The organism is Oceanobacillus sp. J11TS1 (genome assembly GCF_018333215.1).
GTDB lineage: Bacteria > Bacillota > Bacilli > Bacillales > Amphibacillaceae > Oceanobacillus.
The window spans coordinates 1-16,035 of sequence record NZ_BORO01000013.1 but is presented as its reverse complement, the minus strand read 5'-3'; the positions used below and the strand labels follow the sequence as shown (position 1 = coordinate 16,035).

Genomic DNA, 16,035 nt, shown 5'->3' with positions numbered 1-16,035 from the left:
AGTAGGTTCTACATTGGGTAGCTAGTAATCGTGACCTATGTAAAACAATACAATCCATTTGGATGAAATCTATACGTATATATGGAAAGTTAAATAAAACAGGCTGATACAGCCAGTTATATATCTGTATCAGCCTATTTTTAATGGTCCCTTCTTGCAAAATCAACGAATCTAAACTTATCCGGACGGTGTCTGGACTCGGTATATTGAAATAAGGTCGCGTCGTCTAAATAGACATAGTTTTTAATAACCACTACATTATAAAATCCCTCTAAATCCAGCAGCTTACGGTCTTCCTCCGTCGGTTCTTCCACTATAATTTCCTTTTTGGCAAAGCTGATAACAAGACCTAAATCATTTTCAAGATAGTCGTAAATAGAGGTTTCAGCAATTTCTTTTGACATATGCTGAACGGTTTTTGCGACCAGATAATCTTTGTCCAAAATAATGCGCTGGTCAGAGAAGGAGCGGGTCCGAATAATTTCCCAGACTTCCTGGTTATCCTTGAGCTTTAATTGCTTCTGAATAAAATCAATTGCACTGACTTTTGCACATTGATGGACCGTTGTAATCGGTTTTTCTCCCATTTTATCAGCTAATTCTTTAAAGCTGACTAAGCCGGATACGGGAAAATCGAATTTATTCCTTTCAATTACGGTGGAACCTTTTCCACGGATTTTTTGGATATATCCGTTTTGCGCTAGCAGGTTTAATGCTTTTCGAATCGTTTCTCTTGATGTCTGATACTGTTCTGCCAATTCATTTTCAGAGGGCAGAAATTCATTTGCTTTAAAGAATTCTTTATCTATTTTTTGCGCCATTTCTTGATAAATGATTAAATACTTGTTTTGCATCGTAACGAACTCCAGTTAATTCTTTATATAATAAACAATAGACTCATATGGGCGAAGTGAAATCGTATTGAGCGTTAATGATGGAGAATCGGTATAATTGGATAACAAAATCTCGCTGTCCCTAAATTCACAATGAATCGATTCAGGTAAATCAAGCTCTGTTTCTTTTCCATAGAAATTGTTTACTACGAATAGTTTTGTATCTTTATTTTCTCTTAAATACGCAAAAATTGCAAAGTCATTAGGCAAAACTAGTTGATATTTTCCGTCTGTGATTACTGGATAGTCTTTTCGGAGCTGGATAAGTTTCTGGTAATGATAAAAAATGGATGATGCATCCGTGATTGCAGCCGCAGCATTGATCTCTTTATAATTATCGGGAATGCCAATCCAAGGCGACCCTTCTGTAAAACCTGCATTCGTTTGGTCATTCCATTGCATTGGTGTTCGTGCATTATCACGAGATTTCTCCTGGAGAATTTCAATAATTTCTTGGTCCGAATATCCCTCTGCTCTTTTCATGCGATACATATTTAGTGATTCGACATCACGATATTGATTTATATGGTCAAAACCAGGGTTGGTCATGCCGATTTCTTCTCCTTGATATATATAAGGCGTGCCCTGCATCATGTGAATCGTTGTTGCCAGCATTTTTGCGGATTCTTTATGATAGATTGTATCGTCACCGAAGCGGGATACAATTCGCGGCTGATCATGATTGCACCAAAACAGGGCGTTCCAGCCGCCGCCTTCTTGCATTCCTACTTGCCAATCGGATAGAAGCTGCTTGAGGCGAAGAAAGTCAAACGGTGCCTTTGTCCACTTTTCGCCATTCGGATAGTCCACCTTTAAATGATGGAAGTTAAACGTCATATCCAATTCTTCGCGTTCCGGATTGGAATATTTCATACAATCCTCCATAGAAGTAGAGGACATTTCTCCTACCGTAATGGTTTCCCGTCCTTTAAATACTTTCTGATTCATCTCATGAAGAAATTCATGCACCCGGGGTCCATCTGTGTAGAATTTACGTCCGTCTCCTGGAGGTATACTGCCGTCATCATCTGGAAAACACTGGTCTTTGGAAATCAAGTTGATTACATCTAAACGAAAACCATCTACACCTTTATCCAGCCAAAAGTTCATCATCTGATAAACATCATCACGAACTTTTTCATTTTCCCAATTTAGGTCCGCTTGCGTTACATCAAATAGATGCAAATAGTAAGAGCCCGTCGTTTCGTCATACTCCCATGCATTGCCGCCAAATTTTGACTGCCAGTTTGTTGGAGGGTTGTCAGGTTCTCCGTCTTTCCAAATATAATAATTTCGATAAGGATTATCCTTAGATAATTTAGCTTGCTGGAACCATTTATGTTCGGTGGAGGTATGGTTTACAACAATATCCATAATTACTTTGAGCCCGATTTGATGTGCTTTTTCCAGCATTTTTTCGAAGTCGTCCATAGTTCCATATTCCGGCTGAATCGCATAATAATCTGCAATATCATATCCGTTATCTTTTTGAGGAGAAACGTAGATGGGGGTAAGCCAAATCACGTCGGCTCCTAGTTTCTTAATATAATCCAACTTTTCTGTAATACCGTTAATATCTCCCATTCCATTTCCAGTCGTATCGTTAAAGCTCTTCGGGTAAATTTGATATACGACTGATTTTTGCCACCATTTTTCTTGCATAGTAATCCTCCTAATCGTTGCTGCATTTCAATCATTATTCATTTCATTGCTCTTTGCTTAACATGAAAAGGAGGGAGCGATTCCCTCCGTATTTTAACTTATTTTCCTAAGCGTTTATATGCATCCACACCCATTTTTGTTTTGGATAAAACAATGGTCAGAATAAATGGAATAATAAACGCAGCTACCATTGCTACCGCAAACATTAGCATATCCGCTACTTGAATGGATAAGATTCCCGGTATTCCACCGACGCCAATGGAGTTGGCCATCACACCGGATCCGACAGAAATAACTGCTGCAACCGCAGAGCCTGCCATACCGGCGATAAATGGAAATAGGTATCGTAAGTTTATACCGAATAATGCCGGTTCCGTAACCCCTAAATAACAGGAAATTGCTGCTGGAATAGATACCTGCTGCTCTTTCTTATCTTTTCTGTTCAGGTAAATCATTGCTACCACCGCAGATCCTTGTGCAATATTAGATAGAGCGATCATTGGCCAAAGGTTTGTTCCATCAAATTCACTCATTAACTGCAGGTCAATGGCATTTGTCATATGATGCAGACCAGTAATGACAAGCGGTGCATAGGCGAAACCGAATAACGCTGCAAACAGCCAGCCGAATGCAGAAGTTAACCCATCATAGACAACCGTTGAAATCCATGAACCGATTGTCCAGCCGATTGGACCTAATACAACATGGGCCACGATAACCGCAGGAAGTAATGCAAAGAATGGCACAAAAATCATCGATACGACTTGTGGGATGATTTTACGAAGGCCTATTTCCAAATAAGCTAATACAAAACCTGCTAAAATAGCTGGAATAACCTGCGCCTGATAACCAATCATTTCAATTTGGAAAATACCAAAGTCCCAGACAGGTATCTCTGTTGCTTCTGCGACACCATAAGCATTTAAGAGTTGTGGTGATACGAGTGTAAGACCTAAAATAATTCCGAGTACTTGCGTGGTTCCCATCTTCCTGGAAATAGACCAGGTAATGGCAACAGGGAGAAAATGAAAGATCGCTTCAGCAATTAACCAAAGAAAATCATATAATCCCGTCCAAAATTGCGAGGATTCCGCTAAGGTCATTGTTCCATTTTCCAGCATTTCAATTTCACCAATCACATTTCGAAAACCTAAAATCAGACCTCCGACAACAAGTGCTGGGATAATTGGCATAAAAATGTCTGCTAAGTGTGCCATTAGTCGCTGCATGAAATTCATATTTTGTTTCGCTGCTTCTTTGGCATCTTCTTTAGAAGTATCACCAATACCAGCAATACGCGTAAATTCGTTATAAAAGGAAGCGACTTCATTTCCGATAATAACCTGGAATTGACCAGCCTGTGTGAAGGTTCCTTTTACAATTTCAATATCTTTAATTGCTTCTATATCTGCTTTTTTTGGATCATTTAAGACAAAGCGCATTCTAGTAGCACAGTGCGTAACGACAGAGATGTTTTCACTTCCACCGACTTTTTCCAATAATTCTTTTGCTGCGTCCGTATATTTACTCAATGTCTTACCCCCTTTTTCTTATCTTGTATATACAAGTGTTAACGGTTTCATTTTAACTTGTATATACAGGAGTGTCAATAAGAAGTTAGGAAGTTTTTGATGATTGGTTGTTTGTTGGAAAGCTAGCAGTATTGTATATTGAAAGTAAGATATAGCTACTGAGATTAGCGAGATTGAGTGTTTAGATTAATATAGTACAAAGATAATTTTGGAAGATAGTACGCGGTTTTCAAAGGAGAGGAAGATATGAATCTTGAAGAAGTATATCTAAACATAATCCAAAAAAGATTCGGAAGTGTAAAAGAGCTTGGAGATAATACGTTTAAACAATTATCAGAAGAGCATATTCATTGGTCTTTAAATGAAGACTCTAATAGCATTGCTGTGATTGTCAAACATTTAAATGGAAATATGATATCGAGGTGGACTGATTTTTTAACTTCAGACGGTGAGAAGCTGAATAGAAACCGTGATCAAGAGTTTGAGAATACGATAGGTTCTATGCAAGAATTAATGGAAGTTTGGGAAGCGGGCTGGAATGTTCTTTTTAAAGCTTTGCGGGGACTAGAAGGGACAGACTTATTAAAGAATATCTATATCCGTGGTGAAAGCCATAAAGTTATGGATGCGATAGAAAGGCAGATGGCACATTACGCTTACCATGTTGGTCAAATTGTTTATATTGGAAAACAGATAAAAGGGGAGAATTGGGAAACGCTTAGCATTCCTAGAGGGAGATCAGTGGAGTATTTAGAGGAGATGCAGAGAAATACAAGTAAGTCTAGTTACAGAAAAAACATAGAGTAAGGAAGCCGTTTGTGTGAAAATATTAAATGAACAAATTATTCCTTTTCCCCTCACAATTCAGTCGTAAGGGGATGGGGAGATTCACTATGGAACAGAGGGCAGGGATATCCATTGAGAGAAGAGATAAAGAGAATACATATTATCGGTGGTGCAGGGAGTGGGAAAACCTATCTGGCAAAGGTATTATCAGATATTCTCGCTATTCCAGCTGTTGACTTGGATAATTTGTTTTGGAATAAAAGCTATGGAACGAAAAAGGATTCGGTGACAAGAGACAGGGAACTGGAGGCTATTCTTTCAGGAGATGTATGGATAATAGAAGGTGTCTATTATGCTTGGATGGATGACAGCTTTCAAAGAGCAGATCGAATTATTGTGTTACATACAAATGTTTACTTGAGACAAATGCGGATAATGCTTCGCTTTCTAAAAAGGAAGCTTCATATTTTACCCACCAAAGAAGAAAATATAAAGGATCTTTTACAGTTATTAAAATGGAATGCCAAGTATGATGCGAATAATTTAGTAAAAGCATTGAGAAAAATAGAGATATATGAAGAAAAGGTGATTCACATCTATGAGAAGAAGGAACTGAATCAGTTTCTGGAAAATGTCAGGCGGCAATGGGCTAGATAATCATACGAACTTGCAAACAATCTTGGCTTTGTTAAATGGCAAGACTTGTCCGAATGCTGTGTAATACGGTTATTTCGTATCATGGTTCTACTCCAAAGTGGATTGATGACTCTTCTTATTACAGAAACCCTTAAACGAAATACTCCTTCTTTTCAAGTAAATCAAGCAGTTATGAGATTCTGCGGTGAAAAGATGTTATACTAGTTGTAGTTTTCTTTTCAAGGAGGAATCGAAATGAAAGCATTCTTTGATAATGCTTGCTCTAGACCACGCACCTTTTAGGTCAAAGAGGTCTAGAAAAACGAATTCTGATAAATGATGAATGATCTCTTTAGGCCGCAAGTTTTGAAGAAAAGCCTATAATAATGGAGTGATTTCAAATGGAAAAACAAACAATTCAGCCGTTTTTAACGGTCGCTAATTATCATTTAATCAAACAGCAAGCAGATAAAATTTTAAAAACGTTAGCAACAACAAAAGATAAGAATGTTATTCTTGCTGTGCGCGGTATTGTAAGAAGTGATGTAATAGATTCATTCGTGCTGTCTGATGAGCAGGTAAAATTAGTTGAGCCGCTTATTCATATAAAAGACCGAACAGAAGGAGAAGCTTTTTTAGAACAGCTAAAAGCCTATGTTATTCCGTTTAAAGCAATGGAACCGAGTAAATTGAAAAGCCTGTTTAAAAAGGAAAAAAAGCTTAAACTGCCAGATCTTGATGATATAGACTTTCAGGAAATTTCTTATTTAACCTGGGATGATTCAGGAAAGCAGCGAAAGTATATGGTTATTGAAGAAAATGGGAAGTATAAAGCGCTAAAAGGGACTTTCAAGCATCAAACAACGAAAGGTATTTGTGCGCTGTGCAATTGTCATTCAGATGTTGTACGTCTTACTACTTCTGTAAAGGGTCAAGTTTCTGGTACGTTTACCAATCACTATAGTTATATCTGTGCAGATAGCCAATTGTGCAATCAGCACGTAACGGATATGGAAAAGGTGAAGGCATTCTTTGAGAGAGTGACCAATTAAAAGGTGCAGTCAATGAGGAAGCGCGATGAAAAGCGAATAAATAGAATTACTAACTAGAATTCACTCAAATTAATTCTATTTGATACACGGGTGCACATGTCAGAAAAAGCAATGTATCTAGAACCAAGCGTGAAAGCTAGTCTTTAGCGGTGTCTTTGTTGCAATAATTGCAATGAGGGCACCTTCTTTGTTAGTCTATGTGACTATGTTAATTAGGAGCCAGAAGCCGTATAATCAGTGTTTTAACAGTTGTTTTATTTATTAAAAATAGGGTATAATAATAGTAAATAGAGCATACAATAAAAACGTCCGGTGGTGGCACACCGAACGTTCGTGCAATAGCCCTTCAAGGGGCTGCGTCACAATGAGTTTTTGATAACCACACCTTCATTGCTTGCTAGGCTTAGGAAGGGTGGTTATTTATTTTGATGAAATGACAACAGCGCTATAAGCAGCATTCCAAATGTTATCATTAGCGTTAAACTTTCAAATACGCTCATCAAAGCCTCACCCCCCTTTCGAATCTAGATTGAAAGGTACGAATTAAAGGGAGTGAGCCACCACCCACGAAAAGCCTTATGCACTGCTATGATTATAACATAAAAAAACTATAATTCTGATTATTCAGTTCTGGGAAAATACCCTGTATGTGCCTTATTGGTATCTTAGAGCAAGGGTATTGGTGTGTGATTTCTTAAAGAGACATTGGTGTATAAAATTATAGAAAAAAACCTCTATATCTCAGAGCGGATATAGAGGGAGAATAAGATTAATCACTCTTTAAAAGGGAATACATGTGGATATCAACAAACTTCCCCTTCACTTTTTCATATTGTCTTAACGTTCCTTCAAAGGTAAAATGCAATTTTTCCAGTACTTTTATCGAGTTTACATTTGCAGGCTCTACTTTTGCTTCGATACGGTTTATTCTTAAATTCTCAAAAGCTTCATGGATTAATGCCTGAATGGACTCTGGTGCATATCCGTTTCCCCAATAAGGTTTCGCAATATCATAACCAATCTCAGCCCTGGAATTTTCCGGATCGATAGAATTAAAACCACAGGTACCGATTATTTCCTTTGAATTCAAGTTAAATATACTGTATCGAATGGCTTGATTTTTTTCAGCTAATTCATGGAGCAGGGTAATCATTTCTATAGCTTGTGATTCATGGGTAAAAGCAGAGATATTCATGAATTCTACAACTGCCGGATCCGACCAAATGGTAAATAATGCAGGGGCGTCGGATGTCCGCATTTTTCGTAAAGCTAGTCTTTTAGTGAATAATTCCTCTTTCAATACATTTACCTCCAACTTAGAATCCGTTTAGAAAGTATTATTATCTGGCATCCTTCACTCCTTTCCCCTTTGGAAAACGTTATTTTTTCTTTTTCGGTTTGTCATCCAAAATGGATTTTAATTCTTCAATATCTTCCTCAGATAGTGAATCTTCTTCAATAAACTGGACAAGCATTGATTTTACAGTTCCTCCGTATATTCGTTTTATAAAGGATTCTGCTTCTGCACGTTGACAATCATCCTGGGAATAAAGAGGGTAAAAAGTATACACTCGCTGTTCCTTGTTCACTCCCACAACGTTTTTCTGCACCAATCGATCTAAAAGGGTGCGTACGGTTTTTGCTTTCCACTCTTTTTGTCCTTGCAGGGAGGTAATAACGTCATTTGCTGTTTGCGGTGATTTTCCCCACAATACATTCATTACTTCCCATTCTGCTTCAGAAATGCTGGGCACTTTTTCTGCCATGTATCTCATCCCCCTGATTTTACTCATCATAAATTTGTTTATCATTTAAAATAGCTAAGGTTATTTCTGTTGCCATACTTCCAGAGGCATTATCCTCATCTTGTATATTAGTTGCAAAGAAATAGGTGTTTGTTTCCGTTTCAACAAACCCAATAAACCAGCCGTTTATATCCTTGCCATTTACATTACCAGTTCCCGTTTTTCCATAAAGAGCGATGCCATCCTTTTCTTCTATTTTCAGTGCGTTTTTGACAGCTTGAATATGTTTTTCCTGGAATTCAAAGCTGTTGTTATAGAATGATTGTAATCGTTCAACTTGTTCTATTGGAGAAATCTTCAAACTGGATTCCAGCCAGTATTTTCCGAGACCTCCAGAAACATCTTGGTTTCCATAATGGATTTGGTTGACATAGGATTGAATACTATCTAGACCCATTTCTTGATCTATTTGCTTGAAATACCAATTAACAGAACGGCTTAAAGCAGTTTCTAAATTTTGATCTTCATTCCACTGATCATAAGGCTGCTCCGTGCCATCCCACTCGACGGTGTTCTGTTCCGGAGTAATAATATTCTCCTCTAATCCGAATAAGGCACTATAGATTTTATAGGTAGAGTCAGGAGAAACTCTTAATGTGCTCTGATCTTTATTATAGATATGATAAGCATCTTCCTGCATGTCATATAGTACAAAACTGCCATCGTAATTTTGAAAATAGGCGCTGAGGTCTTCGTAGTTTGTCTGTTCATGCTTAAAAGACGTGTAGTGGTTGTTGTCGTTTGCCATCACGGAAGCGAGCGGTATCTGTGAGGCTACAAACAATCCCACCAGAACGAAGACTCCAATGCTTTTGGCATGCTGTAATTTAGTGTCTGCTTGAAAGGATGCAATTTCTATAATGCGTTTTTTAATTTGCTTTTTCGACCCATTTAATTGATTTGCCAGCTTATTGTGCTGCGGTCTGGGAGATTTATCGATAAAATGAATGATTGTATTTCCGTATTCCTTATAGTTCTGATTATCCAAAGACGTTAATACAGCATGATCACATGCAATCTCACGGTCCATACGCATGTTTTTAAATGCAATCCAAATCAGGGGATTGAACCAGTAGATGATTTGAAAGAGAACCATCAAATAGTTAATCGGTATATCTTTAGATTTATAATGATTTAATTCATGCAAGAAGATATGCTTGATATCACCGTTAGATAGCCATTCCTCGAAATTCACCGGTAGGACCACAAAGGTTTTACGCAGCCCAAATGTCAAAGGAGAACGTACTTTATTTGAAACGCTCAATACTATATTTTTGGAAATATTTAATTGCTGTTTTGATCGTTTAAATATGTCAATAATATTTTTATTCTCCACCTGGGAGATTGACTTTTTGATTTCCCTTAAATTCAACCATGCGCGTATAGAAAGCATAGTTAATACAAACGCTCCAGTAATCCATATTCCAGTGGCAATACCATTTAACAGATCCGTATTTGTCTGCGTAACCGTTACGGAAAAATCCTGCATCCAATTTGTGTTTGTTCCTCCGGTCTCGGACACTACATTTTTTGTGGAATTGGGAATCCCTTCGAGCGACTGACTTTCAGTAAATGCGGAGAATAAATTACCGGCAGGAAGGAAATGAGCAGGAATAAATGGAATCACTAAAGCAACAAGCAATAAATACCATAGATTGTATTGCCATTTTGCGGATAATTGCTTTTTGAATAACTTTTTAATAAGCAAAATAAACACAACGGTAACGGAAGAAATGACGAAACCTGTGATAAGCGTTATAAGCATGCTCTTTGTCTCCATTCTTCATTTACGGTAAATATATATGAACGTCCTCTATATGAATTTTTACCGAAAGTTATTTTAAATTACATTTGTAATATATTAGATTCTAGCACGCTGTAGTGGAGTTATCAAACTTCTAAAAAAGAACTTGCTAAGATTAAAGAAAGGAATTGACATTCTCTGACTACATATGTAGTATTGTATTACAGTTGTAATCAAAGAGGGATTTAGGAGGGTTTAAAATGAGGCATTTTCAAGCTAGGTTTAATAAGAGATTGTTAACTTTATTGTTACTTATTGCCGTAATAGGGTTAGCAGGCTGTTCGAATGGTGTGCAAGAGGAAAGCGATGATGAACGTGCAGAAGTTTCAGAACAGGTACCTCAAAGTAAGAAGGTTTTTAAAGAATTGGAAGATGAGTTCGATGCAAGGCTAGGCGTATATGCGATAAATACAGAGACCGGTCAGACAATTTCTTATCGCTCAGATGAAAGATTTGCTTATGCATCTACGTTTAAGGTTTTAGCAGCGGGCGCTGTTTTACAAACAAAACCCATGGAGGAATTAGAAAAGGTTATTACTTATTCAGAAAATGATTTAGTAAAACACTCTCCCGTGACAGAGAATCATGTAAATGATGGCATGAAGCTGCAAGAAATTATGGAGGCTGCTATTCGTTACAGTGATAATACGGCAGCAAATCTTTTGTTTGAAGAGCTTGGGGGACCAGATGGACTGGAAGAAATATTAAGGAGAAATGGCGATGAAACAATAGAGATGGACCGAATGGAACCGGATTTAAATGAAGCTGCACCAGGTGATATCCGAGACACGAGTACACCAAAAGCGCTTGCTGAAAGTCTGCAAAAATATGTACTAAGTGATTTACTTCCTGCGGACAAGCGAGAATTGCTGATTGATTGGATAACGGGAAACGAAACTGGAGATACGTTAATTCGCGCAGGAGTTCTAGAGAATTGGGAAGTAGGAGATAAGAGTGGTGCAGGCGGTTATGGTACGCGAAATGACATTGCGGTTGTATGGCCGTCTGACGATAAAGCACCGATTGTTATTGCCATCCTTTCCAGCCGTGATACAGCTGATGCAGATTTTGATGATGCACTAATTGAAAAAGCTGCTGAGCGTGTTATGGAACAGATCCGGTATGAGAAATAACAGGAAGGTGGAAAAATGAAAGGCTATCGAATAGTTATCTTGATTGTACTGGCACTTATGGCGATAGTAGGGTGTTCCAAGAAAGACGATCCGCCAGAGGTATTTAGCGACTATCTGTCCAACTGGGAAAATGGAGATTTTCATGCCATGTATGAGCAGCTTTCTGAAGAAGTTAAAAGTAAAATAACGGAAGAAACATTTACGGAACGTTATGAAAATATATATGACGGGATAGAAGCTGAAAATTTACAGGTGACTCCAGCAGCAGACCAAAATGAAAAGATAGAGCCAAAAGGGGATTTCATTACGTTTCCATATAGCGTCAAGATGGATACGGTTGCCGGACAGATTGAATATAGTCATCGAGTAACGTTAGAAAAAGATGGGGAGAATAATTGGCTGGTTAAATGGAATACGTCACAAATTTTTCCTCAGTTAAGCACAGGAGATAAAGTAAAGGTAAAAACCTTAGAAGCAGAAAGAGGAGAGCTGAAGGATAAAAATGGAACTGGGATTGCAATCAATGAGGAGGCAAATGTCATTGGTGTTATACCTGGTGAACTTGAAGAAGACGGAAAGCAATCCAAAGAGAAACTAGCTGAATTGTTGGGGATTTCTATTAAAGAGATTGACAATGCTTTAGAAGCTTCCTGGGTAACTCCGGAAGTATTTGTACCGATAAAAACATTGCCTATGGGAGAAGACGATATAGAAGCTTATATAGAACTTCCAGGAGTAAGTTCCCGAGTGGAAATGGTTCGTACGTATCCGTTGGGAGATTCGGCAGCTCATTTAACAGGCTATGTTCGGGAAATATCTGCTGAGCAGCTAGAGGATCTGGAAGGTTATACTACTGGAGATGTGATTGGAAATGCAGGACTAGAGCAGATATTTGAGGAGAGATTACGTGGGAAAAATGGCAGCCATATTTATATCGCAAATTCAAGTGGTGATTTGAAAGAAACGTTGGCAAAAACAGACCCTGTTGAAGGAGAGGATATTCAATTAACGGTGGATGCTGAACTGCAGCAAGAAGTATATAGGCAGTTCGAAGGCGACGCGGGAACTTCTGTTGCTTTAGATCCGCATACGGGAGAGGTGTTATCTCTGGTCAGTTCCCCTGCTTATGATCCGAATGCTTTTGTAAGGGGTCTTTCAGATGAAAAATGGCAAGAATGGAGTGAAGATCCAGATGAGCCGTTTTTAAACCGTTTTACAAGCCGCTATGCCCCGGGATCTGTATTTAAAACGATAACGGCATCAATTGGATTGGAAACAGGCGTGACCAATCCTGAAAAGGTAAGACAGATTAATGGTCTTCATTGGACAAAGGACGATTCGTGGGGAAATTATTATGTAACACGCGTTCATGATAAAGCAGAAGTCAATCTGCGGGATGCTTTTGTACACTCTGATAATATTTATTTTGCTCAGGAAGCAATAGAAATGGGGAAAGAAACCTTTTTAAAAGAGGCAGCTGCTTTTGGTTTTGACGAAGAGGTCCCATTTCCATTTACTATCCCAGCTTCCAATCTGACAAACAATGGAAAGATTGACAGTGAGGTACAACTGGCTGATACAGCGTATGGTCAAGGTCAAATTATGATGAGCCCGTTGCATCTTGCGTTGACATATACGCCATATCTCAATGAAGGGGATTTGTTATATCCTTCTTTAGTGGAGGAGGGCGAAATGAAGACTTGGAAAGAAAAGGTGATTAGCAAAGAAACTGCTAATTTAGTCAAAGAGAATCTGATTCAAGTTGTTGAAAGCCCTGAAGGTACTGCACACAGCGCATATATGCCCGGTGCTGTTATTGGCGGAAAATCTGGAACAGCGGAAATTAAAGGAAGTAAAGAAGATGATAATGGAAATGAGAATGGCTGGTTTGTCGGCTTTGAGGAAGGTAATTCTGAATTATTGCTGGTAATGATGGTGGAAGATGTAAAGAACCGTGGTGGCAGCGGGTATGTTATATCCAAGGCTAGAAATGTGTTTGAGTATACGCAATAGGGAATAAATTTTAAGCATTCAACTGAAATAGCTTGACGATGTTTAGACAAGTATTTCGGTTGAATGCTTTTTAAATAGATTATTAAGCTCATTTATTTATCACATAGTAACCCCACTGAAGGAAATTTCAATAAAGATGGGTATTTGTTACAATGGTTCTATTCTCCGCCTTCAAAAATGTCCTTAATTCTGTCTTCATCCGGTCCATCTTCGTTATCTTCTGTATCGTCTGCTTCAGAGTCGCCTTCATTATCGTTTTCTTCTTGAGGCGGTTCTGGATTATCCTGTTGTTTATTTTCGTTACTCTGACATGCTCCTAAAATAAGCAACAGGGAAATACCAATTGCTGCTATGCGAGATTTTTGCAACCTCATGATGTATCACCCCTTCTAATGTATGCACTTACCCGATTTCAAAAAAATAAATCAGGGGAAATCATTCTGTTATCAAATTGTAAAAGGGCCAACAATTATTTAAGTGTGAGGAAGGGAATTTAGTCTTAATTAAATAACCCGTATTATCATGCGATTTCTACATGAAAACAAGCGTTATTTCTTCGGGAGTTTAAACAAAGAGGTGTCATTTTATGGTATAATTAATAAATCAATAGCATTAGGATGACTCAAGGGTGGGCACACTCCCGTGGATAGGGGTGAGGCTATGACGGTTTTTGAAGCTTTTATGTTAGCGATTGCATTTGCTAGTCTTGTGCTGACGCTGTCAGATAACCAAAAAAAATAATCCACCCTTGAGTTGAAACTTCGGTGGATTACCATCGGTGCTAACCCTTTAGTAGGGATCCAGCTATTGTAAGTCGTTAGTGTTACCGGCACTAACGACTTTATTAATCTATGTATATCCACTGTAAATATACACGAATATTTTTTGTTTGTAAAATAGAATGACGCTATTCTTGATCGGAGTGCACTCAAAAAAAGATGGGAGTTTAAGGGTGCCTATTCCAAGGTTCTAATGTTCCAATAACCTTAACTTCTTGATTGCGTATAATCGCATCGATAATCCCTTTACTGATTTCTTGATGTGTTAACCATCTGGAGTAACTCTTTTCCCAAATAAATCCTAGCTGTATTTGTCTATATTGACAATTGGGATGCTTTTTTACAGCAACTTCTTTGATTTGGGCTATATTAGCGCTGCTCCCCAGGACATGATAGAGCTTCCAGAATGGACTTGTTTGCGCTACTTCATTGGAGATAATATCCAGTGCATTTTTTCCGTCAGAGTGAATCCATGCAACAACCAGATCAATTGGCCCGTTTTGGCTGATACAGGCTCTGATTTTCTCTTTTAATGCAGTACTATCTTTATAGTCAACCAATAGCGGGATAATGCAGGCATCTTGATGGGCCTTTACTAATAACTCTTTCATTTTGCCCTGGCTGCGTGCGATAACGGAGACTTTAGTTGCTTCACCAGCAAGCCATAAAGAAACGCCGGATAGCATCCCTGTCCCGCCGACAACTAAGGCATGAGCAGGGAAGTCATTTATTCTGTCAGCAATTACTTCCAACCAAGGATGCTTTCCATTAAATTGGTGGCCTAATGCATAATGAAGCCAATGTACTTCTGCTTTTTTTAGGATAGGGAGCATCCGCAGCAAATCATTCCCGTCCTTCTCTCTGATAACAGAGCTTCCACCTTTGTATAATAATTGTATCTCAGGCCTTACATATGGCGTGCCGTCCTCTGTAATCGCCCCAATGTCTTCCAGAGGCCGTTTAATATGTTTATCCCTTTTATATATCCATTCGTCATTCTCCGTATCCATAAGCATGATTTCAAATAGCCAGCTAGATCCGTTTTTCTTTCTCACCCAGAGACTATTTGCTTGACTGCTTAGATTTTCTAAATTTGTCAATTTTGATAACGTTCCGCTGCTTGCAAGGAATAATTCATAGTTTTCATTCAAATGCTTTTTTAATATTGGCAGGTCACTTCTTTTTATAAGAATATCCATGTCGTCATGCTTTCTTGTTTGTTTCCCATAATATAAATCTAGTGCCCAGCCCCCAGCAATCCACCATGAGATAGACATATCCTTTAGTAAGTGTTTTATTTCTTCGACAGATAGTGGCTCCCAGTGATCATTCTTCAAAGAAATCTCTCCTCCTAATATTGTTTTAATTTTAATTATTCATATTATTTATTCTTTAATAGTTTCATTGTAAGAGAGGTTACAGAAGTCGGCAATTTTCTTATCTCGGAATATCAAAAATACATTTGAAGGCAGAGGCTGAAAATGATCATGTAGAGATAGTTTATGAAGAGGCTGAATTTATTAAAGGAAAACATTCATTTATTATAAGTTTCATGTTTAAGGAAAAATATGTAATGAGTATTGCAATTGTCGAGGATAATTTCAAAAATTTACATTTGCGGTAATGATTTTCCGAACCAAAGCAGACCCGCTCCAAAATGATGGAATAGCGCTCCGGACGAAGATTGATCCGCTCCAAAAAGCAGACAAGCGCTCCGAATGAAGTTCATGCGCTCCAAAAAGCAGACAAGCGCTCCGAATGAAGTTTATCCGCTCCAAAATAACGGAAAGCGCTCCGGAAGAAGATTGCTCTGGGTACTGTCAATAAGTATGTGTAAATTCCCAGGAAGTGCACCGGTTTTACATGGAGTAGTGGGCATGGTAGCCTTGGTGGTAAGGCCAACGCTTTTTTCCATAGTTGGGTCTTGGCCTATGAACCAT

The 16,035-nt window shown here is 38.3% G+C and carries 15 protein-coding genes; 6 read left to right on the top strand and 9 right to left on the bottom strand.

Features of this window, described 5'->3' with window-relative positions; all coding sequences use genetic code 11:
• Positions 1 to 140 precede the first annotated feature (140 nt).
• The 3 genes from treR to treP form a co-directional block, all read right to left on the bottom strand.
• A complete protein-coding gene (gene treR / locus KI343_RS11500; RefSeq protein WP_212926572.1) occupies positions 141 to 854 on the bottom strand; it encodes a trehalose operon repressor in 714 nt (237 codons plus the stop codon).
• Between the two features lie 15 nt (positions 855 to 869).
• On the bottom strand, positions 870 to 2,555 hold the full coding sequence (gene treC, locus KI343_RS11495) for an alpha,alpha-phosphotrehalase (protein ID WP_212926571.1): 1,686 nt from the start codon (positions 2,553 to 2,555) through the stop codon (positions 870 to 872).
• A 98-nt stretch (positions 2,556 to 2,653) separates the two neighbouring features.
• Complete coding sequence (gene treP / locus KI343_RS11490; protein ID WP_212926570.1) at positions 2,654 to 4,087, bottom strand: PTS system trehalose-specific EIIBC component; 1,434 nt, start codon at positions 4,085 to 4,087, stop codon at positions 2,654 to 2,656.
• 246 nt (positions 4,088 to 4,333) lie between these two features.
• Here treP and KI343_RS11485 point away from each other — a divergent pair, with 246 nt between their 5' ends.
• From KI343_RS11485 to KI343_RS11475, 3 genes are all read left to right on the top strand, one after another.
• The gene (locus tag KI343_RS11485; RefSeq protein ID WP_212926569.1) at positions 4,334 to 4,894 is read left to right on the top strand and encodes a DUF1572 family protein; all 561 of its coding nucleotides are present in this window, start codon (positions 4,334 to 4,336) and stop codon (positions 4,892 to 4,894) included.
• Positions 4,895 to 5,005: 111 nt separating this feature from the next.
• A complete protein-coding gene (locus tag KI343_RS11480; RefSeq protein WP_212926568.1) occupies positions 5,006 to 5,530 on the top strand; it encodes a P-loop NTPase family protein in 525 nt (174 codons plus the stop codon).
• A 380-nt stretch (positions 5,531 to 5,910) separates the two neighbouring features.
• Positions 5,911 to 6,561, top strand: a complete 651-nt coding sequence (locus tag KI343_RS11475; RefSeq protein ID WP_212926567.1) for a FusB/FusC family EF-G-binding protein — start codon at positions 5,911 to 5,913, stop codon at positions 6,559 to 6,561.
• 416 nt (positions 6,562 to 6,977) lie between these two features.
• Here KI343_RS11475 and KI343_RS20620 read toward each other — a convergent pair whose 3' ends face one another.
• From KI343_RS20620 to KI343_RS11455, 4 genes are all read right to left on the bottom strand, one after another.
• Positions 6,978 to 7,061, bottom strand: a complete 84-nt coding sequence (locus KI343_RS20620) for a putative holin-like toxin (RefSeq protein WP_212926652.1) — start codon at positions 7,059 to 7,061, stop codon at positions 6,978 to 6,980.
• A 269-nt stretch (positions 7,062 to 7,330) separates the two neighbouring features.
• The gene (locus KI343_RS11465) at positions 7,331 to 7,861 is read right to left on the bottom strand and encodes a GNAT family N-acetyltransferase (protein WP_212926566.1); all 531 of its coding nucleotides are present in this window, start codon (positions 7,859 to 7,861) and stop codon (positions 7,331 to 7,333) included.
• Between the two features lie 79 nt (positions 7,862 to 7,940).
• Complete coding sequence (blaI, locus tag KI343_RS11460; protein WP_212926565.1) at positions 7,941 to 8,327, bottom strand: penicillinase repressor BlaI; 387 nt, start codon at positions 8,325 to 8,327, stop codon at positions 7,941 to 7,943.
• Between the two features lie 19 nt (positions 8,328 to 8,346).
• Complete coding sequence (locus KI343_RS11455) at positions 8,347 to 10,131, bottom strand: BlaR1 family beta-lactam sensor/signal transducer (RefSeq protein WP_212926564.1); 1,785 nt, start codon at positions 10,129 to 10,131, stop codon at positions 8,347 to 8,349.
• A gap of 239 nt (positions 10,132 to 10,370) precedes the next feature.
• Between KI343_RS11455 and bla the strand changes: the two genes are divergently transcribed.
• Positions 10,371 to 11,303, top strand: coding sequence for a class A beta-lactamase (gene bla, locus KI343_RS11450; protein ID WP_212926563.1), 933 nt, complete (start codon positions 10,371 to 10,373; stop codon positions 11,301 to 11,303).
• Positions 11,304 to 11,318: 15 nt separating this feature from the next.
• Positions 11,319 to 13,316: a penicillin-binding transpeptidase domain-containing protein gene (locus tag KI343_RS11445; protein WP_212926562.1), complete on the top strand. Its 1,998-nt coding sequence runs from the start codon at positions 11,319 to 11,321 to the stop codon at positions 13,314 to 13,316.
• Positions 13,317 to 13,474: 158 nt separating this feature from the next.
• On the opposite strand, the gene KI343_RS11440 is transcribed toward KI343_RS11445, so the two are convergent.
• Entirely contained in the window at positions 13,475 to 13,690 is a 216-nt protein-coding gene (locus KI343_RS11440; RefSeq protein WP_212926561.1) for a hypothetical protein, read from the bottom strand.
• Between the two features lie 286 nt (positions 13,691 to 13,976).
• Between KI343_RS11440 and KI343_RS20615 the strand changes: the two genes are divergently transcribed.
• The gene (locus KI343_RS20615) at positions 13,977 to 14,057 is read left to right on the top strand and encodes a hypothetical protein (protein WP_374705434.1); all 81 of its coding nucleotides are present in this window, start codon (positions 13,977 to 13,979) and stop codon (positions 14,055 to 14,057) included.
• A 205-nt stretch (positions 14,058 to 14,262) separates the two neighbouring features.
• Here KI343_RS20615 and KI343_RS20475 read toward each other — a convergent pair whose 3' ends face one another.
• A complete protein-coding gene (locus KI343_RS20475; RefSeq protein ID WP_212926560.1) occupies positions 14,263 to 15,432 on the bottom strand; it encodes a short-chain dehydrogenase in 1,170 nt (389 codons plus the stop codon).
• Positions 15,433 to 16,035: the final 603 nt, after the last annotated feature.